The sequence below is a fragment of the Bacillus sp. MM09(2025) genome, assembly GCF_050496725.1.
GTDB classification, from domain to species: Bacteria; Bacillota; Bacilli; order Bacillales; family Bacillaceae; genus Bacillus; species Bacillus pumilus.
On sequence record NZ_JBNWEN010000001.1, the window covers coordinates 327,659 to 343,821 of the forward strand.

Below are 16,163 nucleotides of genomic sequence, written 5' to 3' on the forward strand. Positions count from 1 at the left end.
CATGGTTTATATTGCACCTTCCATTTTATCAGCAGATTTTGCCAATTTGGAGAAAGATATCCGTGATGTGGAACAAGGCGGTGCAGATTACATTCATATTGATGTCATGGATGGTCATTTTGTTCCGAATATGACATTTGGGCCAAATGTCGTCGAAGCGATCAGACCGCATACGCGTCTTCCGCTTGATGTTCACCTAATGATTGAGCAGCCAGATCGGTATATTCCTGCATTCGCAAAAGCTGGCGCTGATATTATTTCTGTTCATGTGGAAGCTTGTCCGCACTTACATCGAACAATACAACATATGAAAGAACAAGGTGTAAAAGCAGGGGTCGTCTTGAATCCGCACACACCCGTTTCTCACATTGAGCATGTATTAGAAGATGTGGACCTTGTGTTATTCATGACAGTGAACCCTGGTTTCGGGGGACAGGCATTTATTCCATCTGTCCTCACTAAAGTAAAAGAAGTAAAAGCACTGAGTGAACAAAAGGGCTTAACCGATTTACTGATAGAAATAGACGGCGGTGTCAATGTAGAGACTGCAAAAAGCTGCAAAGAGGCAGGCGCTAATTTACTTGTAGCGGGCTCTGCGGTATACGGTAAAGACAACCGCGCAGCAGCGATTCAGGCAATTCGAGAAGCGTAAAGGAAGGAACCAAAGTCATTGTGATCTTTGGTTCTTTTTACATGGAGAGGAGCGTATATCATGCACATACATATCGTAGCCGGCGGTCCTTTTGAATACATCCCGCCACTTGAACGTGAAGCATCACAAGAGGATGTTCTCTGGATTGGCGTAGACCGTGGAACCCTCTTCTTACTAGAGCACGGCATTACCCCTGCCAAAGCCTTTGGTGATTTTGACAGTGTGACAGAAGAAGAGCTTCGGGAGCTGAAAGAAAAATTGCCTGCCCTGAATGTCTTTCAAGCTGAAAAGGATGAAACCGATTTAGAGCTTGCACTGAACTGGGCATTCAGTCAGCACCCAGCACATATTTACATCTACGGTATTACAGGAGGAAGGGCGGATCATTTTCTAGGAAATATCCATCTTCTTCACAAAGGGATTCAGCACAAGCAGAATATCACCCTTGTAGACAAACAAAATATCATTCAAATGTTTGAACCTGGTACATACGAAATAAAAGAAGATCAGGATAAACAATATGTGTCGTTTCTGCCCTTTGGAATACCGGTTGAAAAGCTGACATTAAAAGGTTTCAAATATCCTCTGAAAAATTGTCATATTGAGCCTGGTTCCACACTATGTATTAGTAACGAACTCATCCACTTAAATGGTACTTTTTCTTTTCGTGAAGGCATATTAATAATGGTAAGAAGCAAAGATTGACCAACCTATCAATGTGGATGGCTGATTAAGCTCAATTGTGCTGCAAGCGGTACTTTTAGGAGGGGGACAAAATGAAATTTTATACAATCAAACTGCCTAGATTTCTTGGCGGCATTGTCCGTGCGATGCTTGGTTCATTTAAGAAAGATTAATGAGTAATCTCCTTTATTTCCACATAAAAACGCCTGCTACAATTTATTGTAGCAGGCGTTTACTCTTGCTTATACACGCTCAACTTTACCAGATTTCAAAGCTCGAGCTGATACATATACTCTTTTAGGCTTACCGTCCACTAGAATACGAACTTTTTGAAGGTTCGCGCCCCATGTACGTTTTGTAGAGTTCATTGCGTGAGAACGGTTGTTCCCAGCTTTTGTTTTTCTGCCTGTGATAACGCATTTACGTGCCATTTGTTTCCCTCCTAACTGCGAAAACATCATCATATTCTTCATATACGTACTTAGAGATGCCTCAAGATACTTTAATAATTTACCACAGCTTCAAGGGGTTTGCAAGGATTGTTTACTCCTCTTTCAAGAAAAATACCTTGACATCTTGATAAAAAATCAAGGCTATAGTATAAGTAGGATTGGGTCGGATTGAATGATTTCTTTTAAAAAGAAGGGTCTTATAGTAAAATAGTGATAACTCAGGGCAATTTCTCAAAAAGGGGGAACCAATGTGTCCATTGAACTTAGAACAAAATACGGACAAATTGATATATCAAATGAAGTCATTGCAATGGTGGCAGGAGGCGCTGCGATCGATTGCTATGGTATTGTTGGGATGGCGTCCAAAAATCAAATCAAGGACGGCTTGACGGATATTCTCCGCAAAGAGAACTTCAGCCGGGGTGTTCTTGTGCGTCAAAAAGAAGACCGCATTCATATTGATATGTACATCATCGTCAGCTACGGTACAAAAATATCAGAAGTCGCACATAATGTTCAAACGAAAGTCAAATATACGATTTCTCACACAGTTGGGCTTTCTGTTGATTCGGTCAACATTTATGTACAAGGAGTAAGAGTTACGAACCCGTAGTAAGGAGGAAATATATTGTCTATTAGAATTCTTGATGGCCGCTCATTTGCAAAAATGATTCTTGCAGGTGCTCACCATCTTTCTCAAAACGCACAAATTGTGGATGCGTTAAATGTTTTTCCAGTGCCAGACGGAGACACGGGGACAAATATGAATTTGTCAATGACTTCAGGGGCAAAAGCAGTTGAAGAAACAAATACCGATCATATTGGGAAGGTCGGCGTGGCATTGTCAAAAGGGCTATTGATGGGCGCAAGAGGGAACTCAGGCGTCATTCTATCACAGCTATTTAGAGGTTTCAGTAAACAGATCGAACAAAAAGAAACGATTGATGCAAAAGAATTTGCTCTTGCCTTACAGGCAGGTGTCGATACAGCATATAAAGCCGTGATGAAGCCGATTGAAGGGACCATCTTAACGGTTGCAAAGGATGCAGCAAAGAAAGCGGTTGCTGTTTCAGCAACCGAAAATAATATTGACCGCGTTCTTGAGTTAACAATTGAGGAAGCGAGAGCATCGCTTGAGCGAACGCCAGATCTACTTCCTGTTTTAAAAGAAGTAGGCGTTGTCGATAGTGGAGGTAAAGGACTTCTCTGCGTATATGAAGGTTTCCTTGCTTCATTAAGAGGAGAGGAGCTTCCTTCGAAAGCGGCCTCTTTGCCAACGTTAAAAGAACTTGTCAGTGCAGAGCATCATAAAAGTGCACAAAGCCATATGAACACTGAAGATATCGAATTTGGTTATTGTACTGAATTTATGGTGAAATTTGAAGAAGACAAGCAGTCCTTCGATGAGAATGCTTTCAGAGAAGACTTAAGCGAATTCGGAGATTCACTTCTTGTGGTATCTGATGAAACGCTGGCGAAAGTTCATATACATGCAGAGCAGCCTGGAGATGTCTTATCCTATGCACAGCGCTACGGCAGCCTGATCAACATGAAAATTGAAAACATGAGAGAGCAGCATAGCTCAATTGTGAACGAAGAAAAAGAACATGCGACCGCTGCATCAAAGGCACCTGCTGCTGAAAAACAGCGCTTTGGAGTCGTCAGTGTCGCAATGGGAGAAGGAATTGCTGACTTGTTTAAAAGTATCGGAGCTTCCGTCGTCATTGAAGGCGGACAGACGATGAACCCGAGCACAGAAGACATTGTCACAGCAATTGAAAGTGTACATGCCGAAACCGTCTTTATCTTACCTAATAATTCTAATATTGTCATGGCAGCGAAACAGGCGGCAACTGTCTCAAGTCGTGAGGTTGTTGTTATTCCGACGAAAACCGTTCCACAAGGGATGTCGGCACTTCTTTCTCTCAATGAAGCAGCTTCAAACGAAGATAACGAAGCGGCGATGCTAGAAGCGATTGACCACGTAAAAAGCGGTCAAATTACTTTTGCGGTGAGAGATACTCAAATCGATGGAATCGACATTGCCAAAGGAGATTATATGGGTCTCTTTAACGGGAAAATCACCTTAACTGCGAAAAATCAATTAGATGCAGCAAAAGAACTTTTAACCAAAATGGTGACAGAAGATGATGAGATTGTTACGATCATTAAAGGGGAAGATGCATCGTCTGAAGAGATGGACGACTTAGAAGCCTTTATTGAAGAAACATTTGAAGATATAGAAGTTGAAGTCCACGATGGAAAACAGCCGCTTTATTCATATATTTTGGCTGTGGAATAACGAAAGAAGGGCAAATCAAGCCCTTCTTCTTCTTTTGCAATTTTTTACTAACGATTCAACGGTGAAATGAGTTGCGGGAAATGATTGAATCCATTAGTCTAAAGAAAGAACCAAACCAATATGTGAGTGGTTATGAGAGGGGAAGACCTATGAAATTTAGAAGTGTGTTTGATATTATTGGACCCGTCATGATTGGTCCATCAAGTTCGCACACAGCGGGTGCGGCTCGAATAGGAAGAGTGGCTCGCAGCTTATTTGGAAGAGAACCGAAACGAATTGTCGTTTCATTTTATGGCTCTTTTAAAGATACGTATAAAGGACATGGTACAGATGTCGCCATTATCGGCGGCGTTCTTGATTTTGATACATTTGATGAACGCATCAAAACAGCGATCGATATTGCAAAAAGCAAAGGGATCGACATTGAATTTAAAGAAGAAGATGCGGTACCAGCGCATCCGAATACAGCAAAAGTAGAGATATCAGATGCGAACGGAAGCCTTGAATTAATCGGGATTTCCATCGGCGGTGGTAAAATTGAAATCACTGAACTGAATGGCTTTGAGCTCAGACTTTCAGGAAATCATCCTGCCATTCTTGTGGTTCATAACGATCGCTACGGTACGATTGCGGCAGTCGCCAACGTGTTAGCGAAATTTGCCATCAACATCGGTCATATGGAAGTGGCGCGTAAAGATGTCGGGCAAGAGGCTCTGATGACCATCGAAGTGGATCAAAATATTGACCCAGCTGTCCTAACAGAGCTTGAAACGCTGCCAAACATTATTCAAGTCACACAAATTGCAGAGTAACAACAAGGAGGTTATGGATGATGTTTAAAAACGTCAAAGAACTCGTGCAGCTAACGGAAGAACGGAATACCTCCATTTCAGAAATCATGATTACGCAAGAAATGGAAGTGACAGGGAAGTCACGTGAAGATATTTTCTCCCAAATGTACCGCAACCTAGAAGTGATGGAGCAGGCCGTAGAAAACGGACTGAAAGGTGTGAAATCATTATCTGGTTTAACAGGCGGAGATGCGGTCAAACTTCAAGCGTATATCGCATCAGGCAAAACATTGTCTGGTCATACGATATTAGATGCTGTCAGTAAGGCAGTGGCAACAAATGAAGTCAATGCCGCAATGGGGACGATCTGTGCAACGCCTACAGCAGGCTCAGCAGGTGTTGTGCCAGGTACGTTATTTGCAGTAAAACAAACATTAAAGCCAACAAAGGAACAAATGGTCAGATTCCTATTCACTTCTGGCGCATTTGGTTTTGTTGTGGCCAATAATGCGAGCATCTCTGGTGCAGCAGGCGGCTGTCAGGCTGAGGTAGGTTCAGCCTCAGGGATGGCGGCAGCAGCCATTGTCGAAATGGCAGGCGGTACTCCTCAGCAATCTGCTGAAGCAATGGCGATTACACTGAAAAATATGCTTGGACTTGTTTGTGACCCAGTAGCTGGACTTGTCGAGGTACCGTGCGTAAAACGAAACGCCATGGGTGCATCAAATGCGATGATCGCAGCAGATATGGCACTTGCTGGTATCACAAGCCGTATTCCATGTGATGAAGTCATTGATGCGATGTATAAAATTGGTCAAACCATGCCAACGGCACTTCGCGAAACAGCACAAGGCGGACTTGCTGCAACACCGACAGCAAGAGAGCTTGAAAAGAAGATTTTCGGAGGTGTGACCTCATCTCGTGATACAGAAACTGCAAGATAACGTCTCAGTCCTCAAGGGGATTGGAGAAGAAACCGAAAAAACACTCAATGAACTTGGAATCCACACAGTAGCCGATTTACTTGGCTACTTTCCTTATCGATATGATGACTATGAGCTTCGTAATTTAGAAGAAGTAAAGCATGACGAACGTGTCACAGTTGAAGGAAAAGTGCACAGTGAGCCCGTCCTCACCTATTATGGAAAAAAACGAAGCAGGCTGACATTCAGGCTGCTTGTCGGGCGTTTTCTCATCACAGCCATTTGCTTCAATCGCCCTTATTTAAAACGAAGCCTTGTGTTAGGTGATACGGTATCCGTCACTGGCAAATGGGATAAAAACCGTCAATCCATCATGGTCCAGGAATTTAAAAAAGGGACGCACGAGCAAGATGGGAGCATAGAGCCTGTTTATTCAGTAAAAGAAAATGTAACCGTGAAGATGATGAGGCGTTTTGTCAAACAAGCCTTGTCACTTTATGTAGATAAAGCTGAAGATCCACTGCCTAAGCAGCTTGTCTCTACCTATAAACTTATGTCCTATCAGGAAGCATTAAAAACCATTCACCTGCCAGAAACAAGAGAATCACTCAAGCAAGCAAGACGACGCTTTGTGTACGAAGAATTTCTTATTTTCCAGCTAAAGATGCAGGCCATTAGAAAGAAAGAACGAGAAAAAACATCGGGCATCCAGCATCCGTTTTCCAAAGACGCTGTTTTTGAATTTGTTCACAGCCTGCCATTTCCGCTGACAAAGGCACAATCAAGAGTGCTTGATGAAATTATGTCTGATATGGCGTCCCCGTACCGGATGAACCGTCTGCTTCAAGGAGATGTAGGTTCAGGGAAAACTGCTGTTGCAGCTATTGCCCTATATGCCGCTCATTTATCCAGCTATCAAGGTGCATTAATGGTCCCAACAGAGATTTTGGCAGAGCAGCATGCAGATTCCCTTTATCAGCTGTTTGAAAAATGGGGACTAAATATCGCCCTACTAACAAGCTCTGTAAAAGGAAAGCGCCGCAGAGAATTGCTGGAACGTCTAAAAGAGGGCGAGATCGATATATTAGTTGGAACGCATGCACTCATCCAAGACGAAGTCGAATTTCAGCAGCTCGGTCTTGTGATTACAGATGAGCAGCACCGGTTTGGCGTAGAACAACGGAAAAAATTAAGAAGTAAAGGGCAGGACCCAGATGTCTTGTTCATGACTGCCACACCTATTCCGCGTACACTTGCGATCACTGTTTTTGGAGAAATGGACGTTTCCGTCATTGATGAATTACCAGCTGGCAGGAAACAGATCGAAACGTATTGGGTCAAGCATGACATGCTTGAGAGAATTCTTGCATTTGTGGATAAAGAGCTGAAAAAAGGAAGACAGGCATATATTATTTGTCCACTCATAGAAGAATCAGACAAGCTGGATGTGCAAAATGCGATTGATGTCCATAGCATGCTGACAGAGGCATACCGCGGTAAGTGGGCGATCGGCTTAATGCACGGGAAACTGGCGAGTGATGAAAAAGATCAAGTGATGAGAGACTTTACAGCAAATGAAGTACAAATTCTCGTTTCAACCACAGTCGTTGAAGTTGGCGTCAACGTGCCGAATGCGACCATCATGGTCATTTACGATGCAGACCGCTTCGGACTGTCTCAGCTTCATCAGCTCAGAGGGCGGGTTGGACGCGGAGAGCATCAATCATTTTGTATTTTAATGGCGGATCCAAAATCAGAAACCGGGAAAGAGCGGATGAGGATTATGTCCGAAACAACCGACGGCTTTGAGTTGTCTGAAAAAGACTTAGAGCTAAGAGGGCCTGGCGATTTCTTCGGTAAAAAACAAAGCGGAATGCCTGAATTTAAAGTAGCAGATATGGTTCATGACTACAGAGCACTGGAAACTGCTAGAAAAGATGCGGCAGAACTTGTGCAATCAGATGCATTTTGGACAGATCCCGAATACAAAGAACTTCGGCAAACACTTGTAGACAGCGGGGTGCTGGGCGGAGATAAATTAAGCTGATCAAGCGCTGGAGGAATTTTCTTGTCTTTTTGAAACAAGGATTGATTTATCATCTATGAGATTATATACTACTATTAGTACCTAGTCATAAATGTACGGATGGTGTCTGCATATGAAACTAAATAAAAAAGAACGTCAAAAGCTTCTCCAGCAAACGATCAGCTCGACTCCGTTCATTACTGATGAAGAATTGGCAAGTAAATTCGGTGTAAGTATTCAAACGGTTCGTCTTGATCGTTTGGAACTGTCGATTCCTGAATTACGCGAAAGAATTAAGCATGTGGCCGAAAAGACATTAGAGGATGAAGTGAAGTCACTTCCGCTGGATGAAGTAATTGGAGAAATGATTGATGTAGAGCTTGATGACCAAGCCATTTCCATTTTAGAAGTGAGAAAAGAGCATGTATTTAGCCGAAACCAAATTGCCAGGGGACATCATCTTTTCGCCCAGGCAAATTCGCTTGCAGTAGCGGTCATTGACGATGAACTGGCTTTAACAGCAAAAGCGAATATTAAATTTACAAGGCAGGTTAAACAAGGCGAACGAGTCGTCTCAAAAGCCAAAGTAGCTTCGCATGATAAAGAAAAAGGCAGAACTGTAGTTGAAGTAAACAGCTATGTTGGTGAGGAAGTTGTCTTCTCAGGTGACTTCGTCATGTATCGCTCAAAACAAAAGTAAAAGGTGGCACGTAACATGAGAATTGCAGTCGATGCAATGGGGGGAGACCATGCCCCTAAAGCCATAATTGACGGTGTGCAAAAAAGCTTAACGGCATTTTCAGATATCGAGATTACACTTGTCGGCGATGAAAATAAAATCAAACCATACATAACAAATAACGAGCGCATTACGATTTTAGATGCAAAAGAAGTCATTGAACCGACAGATGAACCAGTGCGTGCAGTCAGGCGTAAAAAGGATTCATCTATGGTGAAAATGGCGCAAGAAGTATCCGAAGGACGAGCAGATGCTTGTATTTCAGCAGGAAACACTGGCGCACTCATGACAGCAGGACTGTTTATCGTAGGAAGAATTGATGGCATCGATAGACCGGCACTTGCTCCAACACTGCCAACACTTGATGGCAGCGGTTTTTTATTACTAGATGTCGGCGCAAACGTTGATGCCAAACCAGAACACCTTGTGCAATATGCCATGATGGGTTCAATCTACGCAGAGCGTGTTTTTCCAAAGAGTAATCCCCGTGTAGGATTGTTAAATGTAGGAACAGAAGATAAAAAAGGAAACGATCTCACGAAAAAAACTTTTGAATTATTAAAAGCATCAGACTTGAATTTCGTAGGAAATGTGGAGTCTCGTGATTTATTAGAAGGTGTAGCTGATGTCGTTGTCACAGATGGCTTCACAGGAAATATCGCTCTCAAAACGATTGAAGGCACAGCTCTTTCTGTATTTAAAATGCTGAAAGAAACCTTAACATCCAGCTTCACAGCAAAAATAGCGGCTGGCATGATGAAGCCGAAATTGATGCAGATGAAGTCTAAGATGGATTACTCCGAATATGGCGGTGCCGCTTTATTTGGTTTAAAGGCACCTGTTATTAAAGCGCACGGTTCCTCTGATGAAAACGCCATTTTTCATGCCATTCGTCAGGCACGTGATATCGTAGAAAAAGACGTTTCAGCCATCATTCATCAAGAAGTCCAAAAAGAAACCACGAACGAGTCTTAATGGAGGTAAAACATCATGACTAAAATTGCATTTTTATTCCCTGGCCAAGGCTCTCAGAAAATTGGCATGGGGAAAGATTTATTTGATCAAGAAGCAGTATCTAAATCTGTATTTGAAGAAGCAGACAAGACCCTCGGTTTTGACTTATCTTCAATGATTTTTGAAGGAGATGCGGAAGAACTGACGCTCACTTATAACGCGCAGCCAGCTCTTTTAACGACAAGTATCGCCATCTTAAAGAAATTTGAAGAGAGTGGAATCAAAGCAGATTACGCAGCAGGACATAGCCTTGGCGAATATACGGCCCTCGTTGCAGCAGGTGCACTTTCATTTCAAGATGCTGTGTATGCTGTAAGAAAGCGCGGCGAATTAATGAATGAAGCTGTTCCAGCAGGAGAAGGCGCTATGGCAGCGATCCTTGGCTTAGATCAAGCTGCGCTTTTAGAAGTGACAAAAGAAGTGACAGAGAGCGGTCATCTTGTAGAACTCGCTAACTTAAACTGTCCTGGTCAAATCGTGATCTCTGGTACAGCAAAAGGTGTCGAACTCGCTTCAGAGAAAGCGAAAGAAAAAGGAGCAAAACGTGCGATTGCCCTTGAAGTGAGTGGACCTTTCCATTCTGCCTTAATGAAACCAGCCGCTGAAAAATTCACAGATGTTCTGTCAAAGCTAGACATTAAAGATGCCAAAACACCAGTGATCTCAAATGTCACAGCAGACATCGTTACATCTCGTGATGCTATTGAAACAAAACTCATTGAACAATTGTATTCTCCTGTACGATTTGAAGAAAGCGTAGAACGTCTGATTGATTTAGGCGTGACAACGTTTATTGAAATTGGCCCGGGCAAAGTGCTTTCAGGTCTTGTGAAAAAGGTTAACCGCCGCCTGACAACCATTTCAGTTTCAGATCAGGAAACAATTGAAGCAGCCATTGAAACATTGAAGGAGGATTCTTGATGCTTACAAATAAAACAGCCGTTGTAACAGGTGCATCACGCGGGATTGGCCGTTCTATCGCGATTGATTTGGCAAAAAATGGTGCAAATGTTGTCGTCAACTATTCTGGAAACGAAGCAAAAGCAAATGAAGTCGTAGACGAAATCAAAGCACTTGGCCAGCAGGCATTTGCCGTTAAAGCTGATGTTTCAAATGCTGAAGAAGTACAAGCGCTCATGAAGCAAGCGATTGACACATTTGGTTCAATTGACATCCTTGTCAATAATGCAGGGATCACAAAGGACAACCTGCTTATGAGAATGAAAGAAAATGAATGGGATGACGTCATTAACATAAACTTAAAAGGTGTCTTTAACTGTACAAAAGCCGTGACGCGTCAAATGATGAAACAGCGCAGCGGAAGAATCATCAACTTGGCTTCAGTAGTTGGCGTATGTGGAAACCCTGGACAAGCAAACTATGTTGCAGCAAAAGCTGGTGTCATCGGGTTAACGAAAACAACAGCAAAAGAGCTGGCAACTCGTCACATTACAGTCAATGCAGTAGCACCAGGCTTTATTTCTACTGATATGACAGACAAGCTTGATGAGAATGTACAGACTGAAATGCTCAAGCAGATCCCGCTTGCACGCTTTGGTGCACCTGAAGATATTAGCAACGTTGTTGTCTTTTTAGCTTCAGAAGGAGCAGGTTATATTACAGGCCAAACCATCCAAGTGGATGGCGGAATGGTCATGTCTTAAGAAATATCAAAATTTCGTTAGGTTTTCTCTAGTTTTTTAAAAACGAATCAACTATAATACTTTGAGGGGAGGTGAAAGGCAATGGCAGACGTATTAGAGCGTGTATCAAAAATTATTGTAGACCGCCTTGGCGTTGATGAGGCTGACGTGAAAATGGAAGCTTCATTTAAAGAAGATTTAGGCGCTGATTCCCTTGATGTAGTTGAGCTAGTTATGGAACTTGAAGATGAGTTCGATATGGAAATTTCTGACGAAGATGCTGAAAAAATTGCAACAGTCGGTGACGCTGTGAACTACATAAATAGCCAGCAATAAGCGTAACAAAGTCCCGTCTATTTTCATGACGGGACTTTCAAAATTTATGTTAGTTTCAACATATTCAGCTGATCAATTGTCAGCCTTTTTCAGATGCTAAGGAGCAATGTTTCCTTGCATGTAGAAAGAGAGACTCCATATAATCAGTATCCTTAAAGGCGATTAAGCCTACCTGGAGGTTGCTATGCCAAAACAATATAAAGACAAACAGAAACAGAGCAAAAAACTAGAGCAATTTAGAGAATTCCAGCAGCGCATTTCTGTACATTTTCAAAATGAAAAACTTCTATATCAAGCATTTACGCATTCCTCTTATGTGAATGAACACCGGAAAAAGCCATACGAGGATAATGAAAGACTTGAATTTCTAGGAGATGCTGTTTTAGAATTGACCATCTCTCAATTCTTATTTGCGAAATATCCTGCGATGAGCGAAGGCGATTTAACGAAACTAAGAGCAGCAATCGTATGTGAACCGTCACTTGTGTCTCTGGCACATGAGCTGTCCTTCGGAGACCTTGTTCTTTTAGGAAAAGGCGAAGAAATGACAGGCGGCAGAAAACGCCCAGCGCTCTTAGCGGACGTATTCGAGGCGTTTATCGGAGCACTCTATTTGGATCAAGGGCTTGAGCCGGTAGAACGATTCTTAGAAGCCTATGTTTATCCGAAAATTAATGATGGAGCGTTCTCGCATGTCATGGACTTTAAAAGCCAGCTGCAAGAATTCGTTCAGCGCGATGGAAAAGGTGTACTGGAATACCGCATCTTGCATGAAAAAGGACCAGCACACAACCGGGAATTTGAAGCAAATGTCTCCCTTCGCGGAGATGTGCTTGGAATTGGAAATGGCCGCAGTAAAAAAGAAGCAGAACAGCACGCTGCACAGGAAGCACTTGCTAAATTGCAGAAACATCATATGAACCAATAAAATCCCCCTCGTCATTCAGGGGGATTTCACTCTGTTTTCCATCATCTTTTTTCACTTCATATGGTAAGATGATAGTACTTTAAATACATAAGGAGGATCACTCTCATGTTCCTCAAACGTTTAGACGTGATAGGATTCAAATCGTTTGCACAGCGAGTGACCGTGGACTTTGTCAAAGGGGTCACTGCTGTTGTTGGACCAAACGGAAGCGGCAAAAGTAATATTACCGATGCCATCCGTTGGGTACTTGGAGAACAATCAGCGAAAAGCCTCCGCGGAGGAAAAATGGAAGACATCATTTTTGCGGGAAGCGACTCAAGAAAAAGAGTCAATTTAGCAGAAGTGACTTTAACATTAGATAACGAAGATCACTTTTTACCGATCGATTTTCACGAAGTCAGTGTGACAAGAAGAGTCTATCGTTCAGGAGAAAGTGAATTTCTCATAAACAATCAATCTGTCCGCTTAAAGGATATTATTGATCTTTTCATGGATTCAGGTCTTGGGAAGGAAGCTTTTTCAATCATCAGTCAAGGGAAGGTAGAAGAAATTTTATCTAGTAAGGCAGAAGAGAGAAGAAGCATCTTTGAAGAAGCGGCTGGTGTTTTGAAATATAAAACAAGAAAGAAAAAAGCCGAGAATAAACTGTTTGAAACGCAGGACAACTTAAACCGAGTAGAAGATATTCTGCATGAACTAGAAGATCAAGTAGAACCTTTAAGAATGCAGGCGTCTATTGCAAAGGACTATTTGCAAAAAAAAGAAGAGCTTGAAAATGTCGAAATCGCCTTAACTGTTCATGACATTGAAGCACTTCATGAAAAATGGACAACACTTGGTGAAGCTGTCGAGCGCTTCAAACAAGATGAAATGAAGCAATCCACAGATATTCAAGCAAAAGAAGCTAAAATTGAAGAGTCAAGAGACCGCATTCAAGCACTTGACGAATCAATTAATGATCTGCAAGAAGTTCTTCTTTTCACAAGTGAGGAATTAGAAAAGCTTGAAGGAAAAAAAGAAGTACTAAAAGAACGGAAGAAAAATGCAGCCGCAAACCAGGGACAGCTAGAAGAAACACTCATTCGCTTAACTGAAAAGCAGGCGCAGCTAACCGAAAAGATTCAGCAGCAGAAAATCACGCGGGACAGCCTTCAAAAAGAAGTGCAGCAGCTAAAAGATGAAGTGAAAACAAAGCAGCATCAATTGTCGCTTCATAGTGAAGATGTGGAAGGTCAAATTGAACAGCTAAAAAGCGATTATTTTGATCTGCTCAATGAACAGGCTTCCATCCGCAATGAACGCAAATTATTAGAAGAACAGCAGCGCCAAGCGGTCATGCAGCTGGATCGGCTCACGCAAAACAACCAAAAACACATTGAAGAGCGTGTGTCTGTCAAAGAGAAGAAAACAGAGGCTGAGCAGCAGCTTTCAGCCCTAGAAGAAGACATTTTGGCTCAGGTCAAGCGGTTTAGGGAGGCGGAGCAAAAGCTTGAGCAAATGAAACGTCAATACGACAAAAAAGAAACGGCTCTTTACCAAGCCTATCAATATGTGCAGCAGGCAAAATCAAAAAAAGAAATGCTAGAATCCATGCAGGAAGACTTCTCAGGCTTTTTCCAAGGAGTAAAAGAGGTCTTAAAGGCAAAAGAACGGTTAGGCGGTATTCACGGTGCCATTGCAGAGCTGATTCAAACAGATCAGCAGCATGAGACAGCGATTGAAATCGCGTTAGGTGCAGCAACGCAGCACGTCGTTACAGAAAATGAATCCGCAGCGCGACAAGCAATTGCATACTTAAAGCAGCACTCCTTTGGAAGAGCAACCTTCCTGCCAATGAATGTGATCAAAGAAAGAACCATTCAGCATAGAGACGTCCAAACAGCTGAGCAGCATGCTGCATTTATCGGTGTAGCGAGTCAACTTGTTTCCTTTGATGAAAAGTATCAAAAGGTCATACAGAACTTGCTTGGAACGGTTCTAATCGTTAGAGACTTAAAAGGTGCCAATGAACTGGCAAAAATGCTTGGTCATCGTTATCGCATCGTGACCCTTGATGGAGATGTTGTGAACCCCGGCGGTTCAATGACCGGTGGTGGTGTGAAGAAAAAGAACAACTCCCTTCTTTCAAGAAACCGTGAGATTGAAACATTAACAAAGCAGCTCGTTGAAATGGAAGAAAAAACAACGATCCTTGAAAAGGAAACAAAAGAAACGAAGCAATTGATTGCAGCAAACGAAAGCCAATTAAACGAACTGCGTCAGCGGGGAGAAACGCTTCGAGAACAGCAGCAAGAGCTCAAAGGGAAGCTGTACGAACTGCAAGTAGCAGAAAAAAATATTAATGCTCACCTTGAACTCTATGACCAAGAAAAAGAAGAATTGCAGCTGCGTTCTACTGAACTGACAGATAAGGACAAAGAGCAGGCAGCTCTTGAAGTTTCTATAGGGGAGAAATTGACCACCCTTGATCAAGAGATCAATACATTAACAAAGCGTAAGCAGACCCAAAGCTCAACGAAAGAAACCATTTCTGCCGAATTAACTGAGCTGAAAATCTCACTTGCCAAAAAAGAGCAGTCCTTAGCGAACGAACAAGAAAAGCTTTCGAGCTTAATAGCCGAATTAGAAGAGGCTGAACAAACGCTGACGGAAACCAAAGAAGATCTGTCACTTTTAACAAGTGAAATGACGTCTAGCTCAAGCGGAGCAGAACAGTTGGAAGAAGCGGCGAAAGAGAAACTGGAAAACAAAAACAAAACAACCGCACTCATTTCAGAGCGGCGCAAACAGCGTCTTGCTCTTTCTGAAACGTTAGAATTTGCTGAACGTGAACTGAAAGAACAAAAACGCCTTTACAAACAGCTCACCACAAGTTTAAAAGATGAAGAAATTAAGCTTGGTCGTATGGAAGTTGAGCTCGACAACCTCATCGCTTATTTGAACGAAGAGTATGCTCTTTCATTTGAAGGGGCAAAAGAGATGTATCATCTAACGCTATCGCCAGATGAAGCAAGAAAACGAGTGAAGCTGATCAAATTAGCCATTGAAGAGCTAGGAACGGTCAATTTAGGCAGCATTGATGAGTATGAACGAGTAAATGAACGCTACCTTTTCTTAACAGAACAGCGAAATGATCTGACAGAAGCGAAAAATACATTATTCCAAGTGATTGAAGAAATGGATCAAGAGATGACAAAGCGCTTCTCTGAAACATTCTCGCAAATTCGCGGGCATTTTGAATCAGTTTTCCAAGCGTTATTTGGCGGCGGAAGAGCAGACCTTAAGTTAACAGATCCAAACGATTTACTAAACTCTGGCGTTGAAATTGTCGCGCAGCCGCCAGGGAAAAAGCTGCAAAACTTAAGCCTGCTTTCAGGTGGAGAGAGAGCATTGACAGCGATTGCCTTACTATTCTCTATTTTAAAAGTCAGACCTGTTCCATTCTGCGTGTTAGATGAGGTAGAAGCAGCGCTTGATGAAGCCAATGTTTTCCGCTTTGCGCAATATTTAAAAAAATACAGCGAGGAAACGCAGTTCATTGTCATTACGCACCGCAAAGGAACAATGGAAGAAGCAGATGTGCTTTACGGTGTTACGATGCAGGAGTCAGGAGTTTCTAAACTTGTATCCGTCAAACTAGAAGAAACGAAAGAGCTTGTCCAGTAATTAAAGG

General features: G+C 42.4%; 16 protein-coding genes. 15 read left to right on the forward strand and 1 reads right to left on the reverse strand.

Annotation, left to right across the window (positions count from 1 at the left end; genetic code table 11):
- Position 1: 1 nt before the first annotated feature.
- From rpe to spoVM, 3 genes are all read left to right on the forward strand, one after another.
- Positions 2–652 carry a ribulose-phosphate 3-epimerase gene (gene rpe, locus ACQYAC_RS01715; RefSeq protein WP_058014015.1) on the forward strand — a complete coding sequence of 217 codons (651 nt, stop codon included), beginning with the start codon at positions 2–4 and terminating at the stop codon, positions 650–652.
- Positions 653–712: 60 nt separating this feature from the next.
- Positions 713–1,357: a thiamine diphosphokinase gene (locus ACQYAC_RS01720; protein WP_429942609.1), complete on the forward strand. Its 645-nt coding sequence runs from the start codon at positions 713–715 to the stop codon at positions 1,355–1,357.
- Positions 1,358–1,428: 71 nt separating this feature from the next.
- Positions 1,429–1,509, forward strand: coding sequence for a stage V sporulation protein SpoVM (gene spoVM / locus ACQYAC_RS01725; protein ID WP_008354550.1), 81 nt, complete (start codon positions 1,429–1,431; stop codon positions 1,507–1,509).
- A 69-nt stretch (positions 1,510–1,578) separates the two neighbouring features.
- Here spoVM and rpmB read toward each other — a convergent pair whose 3' ends face one another.
- Entirely contained in the window at positions 1,579–1,767 is a 189-nt protein-coding gene (rpmB, locus tag ACQYAC_RS01730) for a 50S ribosomal protein L28 (RefSeq protein ID WP_003212514.1), read from the reverse strand.
- A 271-nt stretch (positions 1,768–2,038) separates the two neighbouring features.
- Between rpmB and ACQYAC_RS01735 the strand changes: the two genes are divergently transcribed.
- The 12 genes from ACQYAC_RS01735 (at position 2,039) to smc (ending at position 16,156) form a co-directional block, all read left to right on the forward strand.
- Positions 2,039–2,401 carry an Asp23/Gls24 family envelope stress response protein gene (locus ACQYAC_RS01735; RefSeq protein WP_003211680.1) on the forward strand — a complete coding sequence of 121 codons (363 nt, stop codon included), beginning with the start codon at positions 2,039–2,041 and terminating at the stop codon, positions 2,399–2,401.
- A 15-nt stretch (positions 2,402–2,416) separates the two neighbouring features.
- Positions 2,417–4,090 (forward strand): DAK2 domain-containing protein, encoded by a 1,674-nt coding sequence (locus tag ACQYAC_RS01740; RefSeq protein WP_429942610.1) that lies wholly within the window; start codon positions 2,417–2,419, stop codon positions 4,088–4,090.
- A 149-nt stretch (positions 4,091–4,239) separates the two neighbouring features.
- Positions 4,240–4,902, forward strand: coding sequence for an L-serine ammonia-lyase, iron-sulfur-dependent subunit beta (gene sdaAB / locus ACQYAC_RS01745; protein WP_058014012.1), 663 nt, complete (start codon positions 4,240–4,242; stop codon positions 4,900–4,902).
- Between the two features lie 20 nt (positions 4,903–4,922).
- Complete coding sequence (gene sdaAA, locus ACQYAC_RS01750; protein ID WP_012009925.1) at positions 4,923–5,825, forward strand: L-serine ammonia-lyase, iron-sulfur-dependent, subunit alpha; 903 nt, start codon at positions 4,923–4,925, stop codon at positions 5,823–5,825.
- Entirely contained in the window at positions 5,803–7,851 is a 2,049-nt protein-coding gene (recG, locus tag ACQYAC_RS01755) for an ATP-dependent DNA helicase RecG (RefSeq protein ID WP_429942611.1), read from the forward strand. The genes sdaAA and recG overlap by 23 nt, the downstream gene beginning before the upstream one ends.
- Before the next feature lie 112 nt (positions 7,852–7,963).
- Complete coding sequence (fapR, locus tag ACQYAC_RS01760; protein ID WP_003210820.1) at positions 7,964–8,530, forward strand: transcription factor FapR; 567 nt, start codon at positions 7,964–7,966, stop codon at positions 8,528–8,530.
- A 15-nt stretch (positions 8,531–8,545) separates the two neighbouring features.
- On the forward strand, positions 8,546–9,544 hold the full coding sequence (gene plsX / locus ACQYAC_RS01765) for a phosphate acyltransferase PlsX (RefSeq protein ID WP_058014010.1): 999 nt from the start codon (positions 8,546–8,548) through the stop codon (positions 9,542–9,544).
- Positions 9,545–9,559: 15 nt separating this feature from the next.
- Positions 9,560–10,504 carry an ACP S-malonyltransferase gene (gene fabD / locus ACQYAC_RS01770; RefSeq protein ID WP_169056504.1) on the forward strand — a complete coding sequence of 315 codons (945 nt, stop codon included), beginning with the start codon at positions 9,560–9,562 and terminating at the stop codon, positions 10,502–10,504.
- Entirely contained in the window at positions 10,504–11,247 is a 744-nt protein-coding gene (fabG, locus tag ACQYAC_RS01775; RefSeq protein WP_058014008.1) for a 3-oxoacyl-[acyl-carrier-protein] reductase, read from the forward strand. The genes fabD and fabG overlap by 1 nt, the downstream gene beginning before the upstream one ends.
- A gap of 81 nt (positions 11,248–11,328) precedes the next feature.
- Positions 11,329–11,562 carry an acyl carrier protein gene (acpP, locus tag ACQYAC_RS01780; protein ID WP_003212028.1) on the forward strand — a complete coding sequence of 78 codons (234 nt, stop codon included), beginning with the start codon at positions 11,329–11,331 and terminating at the stop codon, positions 11,560–11,562.
- Positions 11,563–11,746: 184 nt separating this feature from the next.
- Positions 11,747–12,490, forward strand: coding sequence for a ribonuclease III (rnc, locus tag ACQYAC_RS01785; protein ID WP_058014007.1), 744 nt, complete (start codon positions 11,747–11,749; stop codon positions 12,488–12,490).
- Positions 12,491–12,595: 105 nt separating this feature from the next.
- Positions 12,596–16,156 (forward strand): chromosome segregation protein SMC, encoded by a 3,561-nt coding sequence (gene smc / locus ACQYAC_RS01790; protein WP_429942612.1) that lies wholly within the window; start codon positions 12,596–12,598, stop codon positions 16,154–16,156.
- Positions 16,157–16,163: the final 7 nt, after the last annotated feature.

What these genes read in the sequence shown, in the direction of transcription:
- rpe (WP_058014015.1), top strand. Translation starts at nt 2, where the DNA reads ATGGTTTATATTGCACCTTCCATTTTATCAGCAGATTTTGCCAATTTG.
- ACQYAC_RS01720 (WP_429942609.1), top strand. Translation starts at nt 713, where the DNA reads ATGCACATACATATCGTAGCCGGCGGTCCTTTTGAATACATCCCGCCA.
- spoVM (WP_008354550.1), top strand. Translation starts at nt 1,429, where the DNA reads ATGAAATTTTATACAATCAAACTGCCTAGATTTCTTGGCGGCATTGTC.
- rpmB (WP_003212514.1), bottom strand. Translation starts at nt 1,767, where the DNA reads ATGGCACGTAAATGCGTTATCACAGGCAGAAAAACAAAAGCTGGGAAC.
- sdaAB (WP_058014012.1), top strand. Translation starts at nt 4,240, where the DNA reads ATGAAATTTAGAAGTGTGTTTGATATTATTGGACCCGTCATGATTGGT.
- sdaAA (WP_012009925.1), top strand. Translation starts at nt 4,923, where the DNA reads ATGTTTAAAAACGTCAAAGAACTCGTGCAGCTAACGGAAGAACGGAAT.
- fapR (WP_003210820.1), top strand. Translation starts at nt 7,964, where the DNA reads ATGAAACTAAATAAAAAAGAACGTCAAAAGCTTCTCCAGCAAACGATC.
- plsX (WP_058014010.1), top strand. Translation starts at nt 8,546, where the DNA reads ATGAGAATTGCAGTCGATGCAATGGGGGGAGACCATGCCCCTAAAGCC.
- fabD (WP_169056504.1), top strand. Translation starts at nt 9,560, where the DNA reads ATGACTAAAATTGCATTTTTATTCCCTGGCCAAGGCTCTCAGAAAATT.
- fabG (WP_058014008.1), top strand. Translation starts at nt 10,504, where the DNA reads ATGCTTACAAATAAAACAGCCGTTGTAACAGGTGCATCACGCGGGATT.
- acpP (WP_003212028.1), top strand. Translation starts at nt 11,329, where the DNA reads ATGGCAGACGTATTAGAGCGTGTATCAAAAATTATTGTAGACCGCCTT.
- rnc (WP_058014007.1), top strand. Translation starts at nt 11,747, where the DNA reads ATGCCAAAACAATATAAAGACAAACAGAAACAGAGCAAAAAACTAGAG.
- smc (WP_429942612.1), top strand. Translation starts at nt 12,596, where the DNA reads ATGTTCCTCAAACGTTTAGACGTGATAGGATTCAAATCGTTTGCACAG.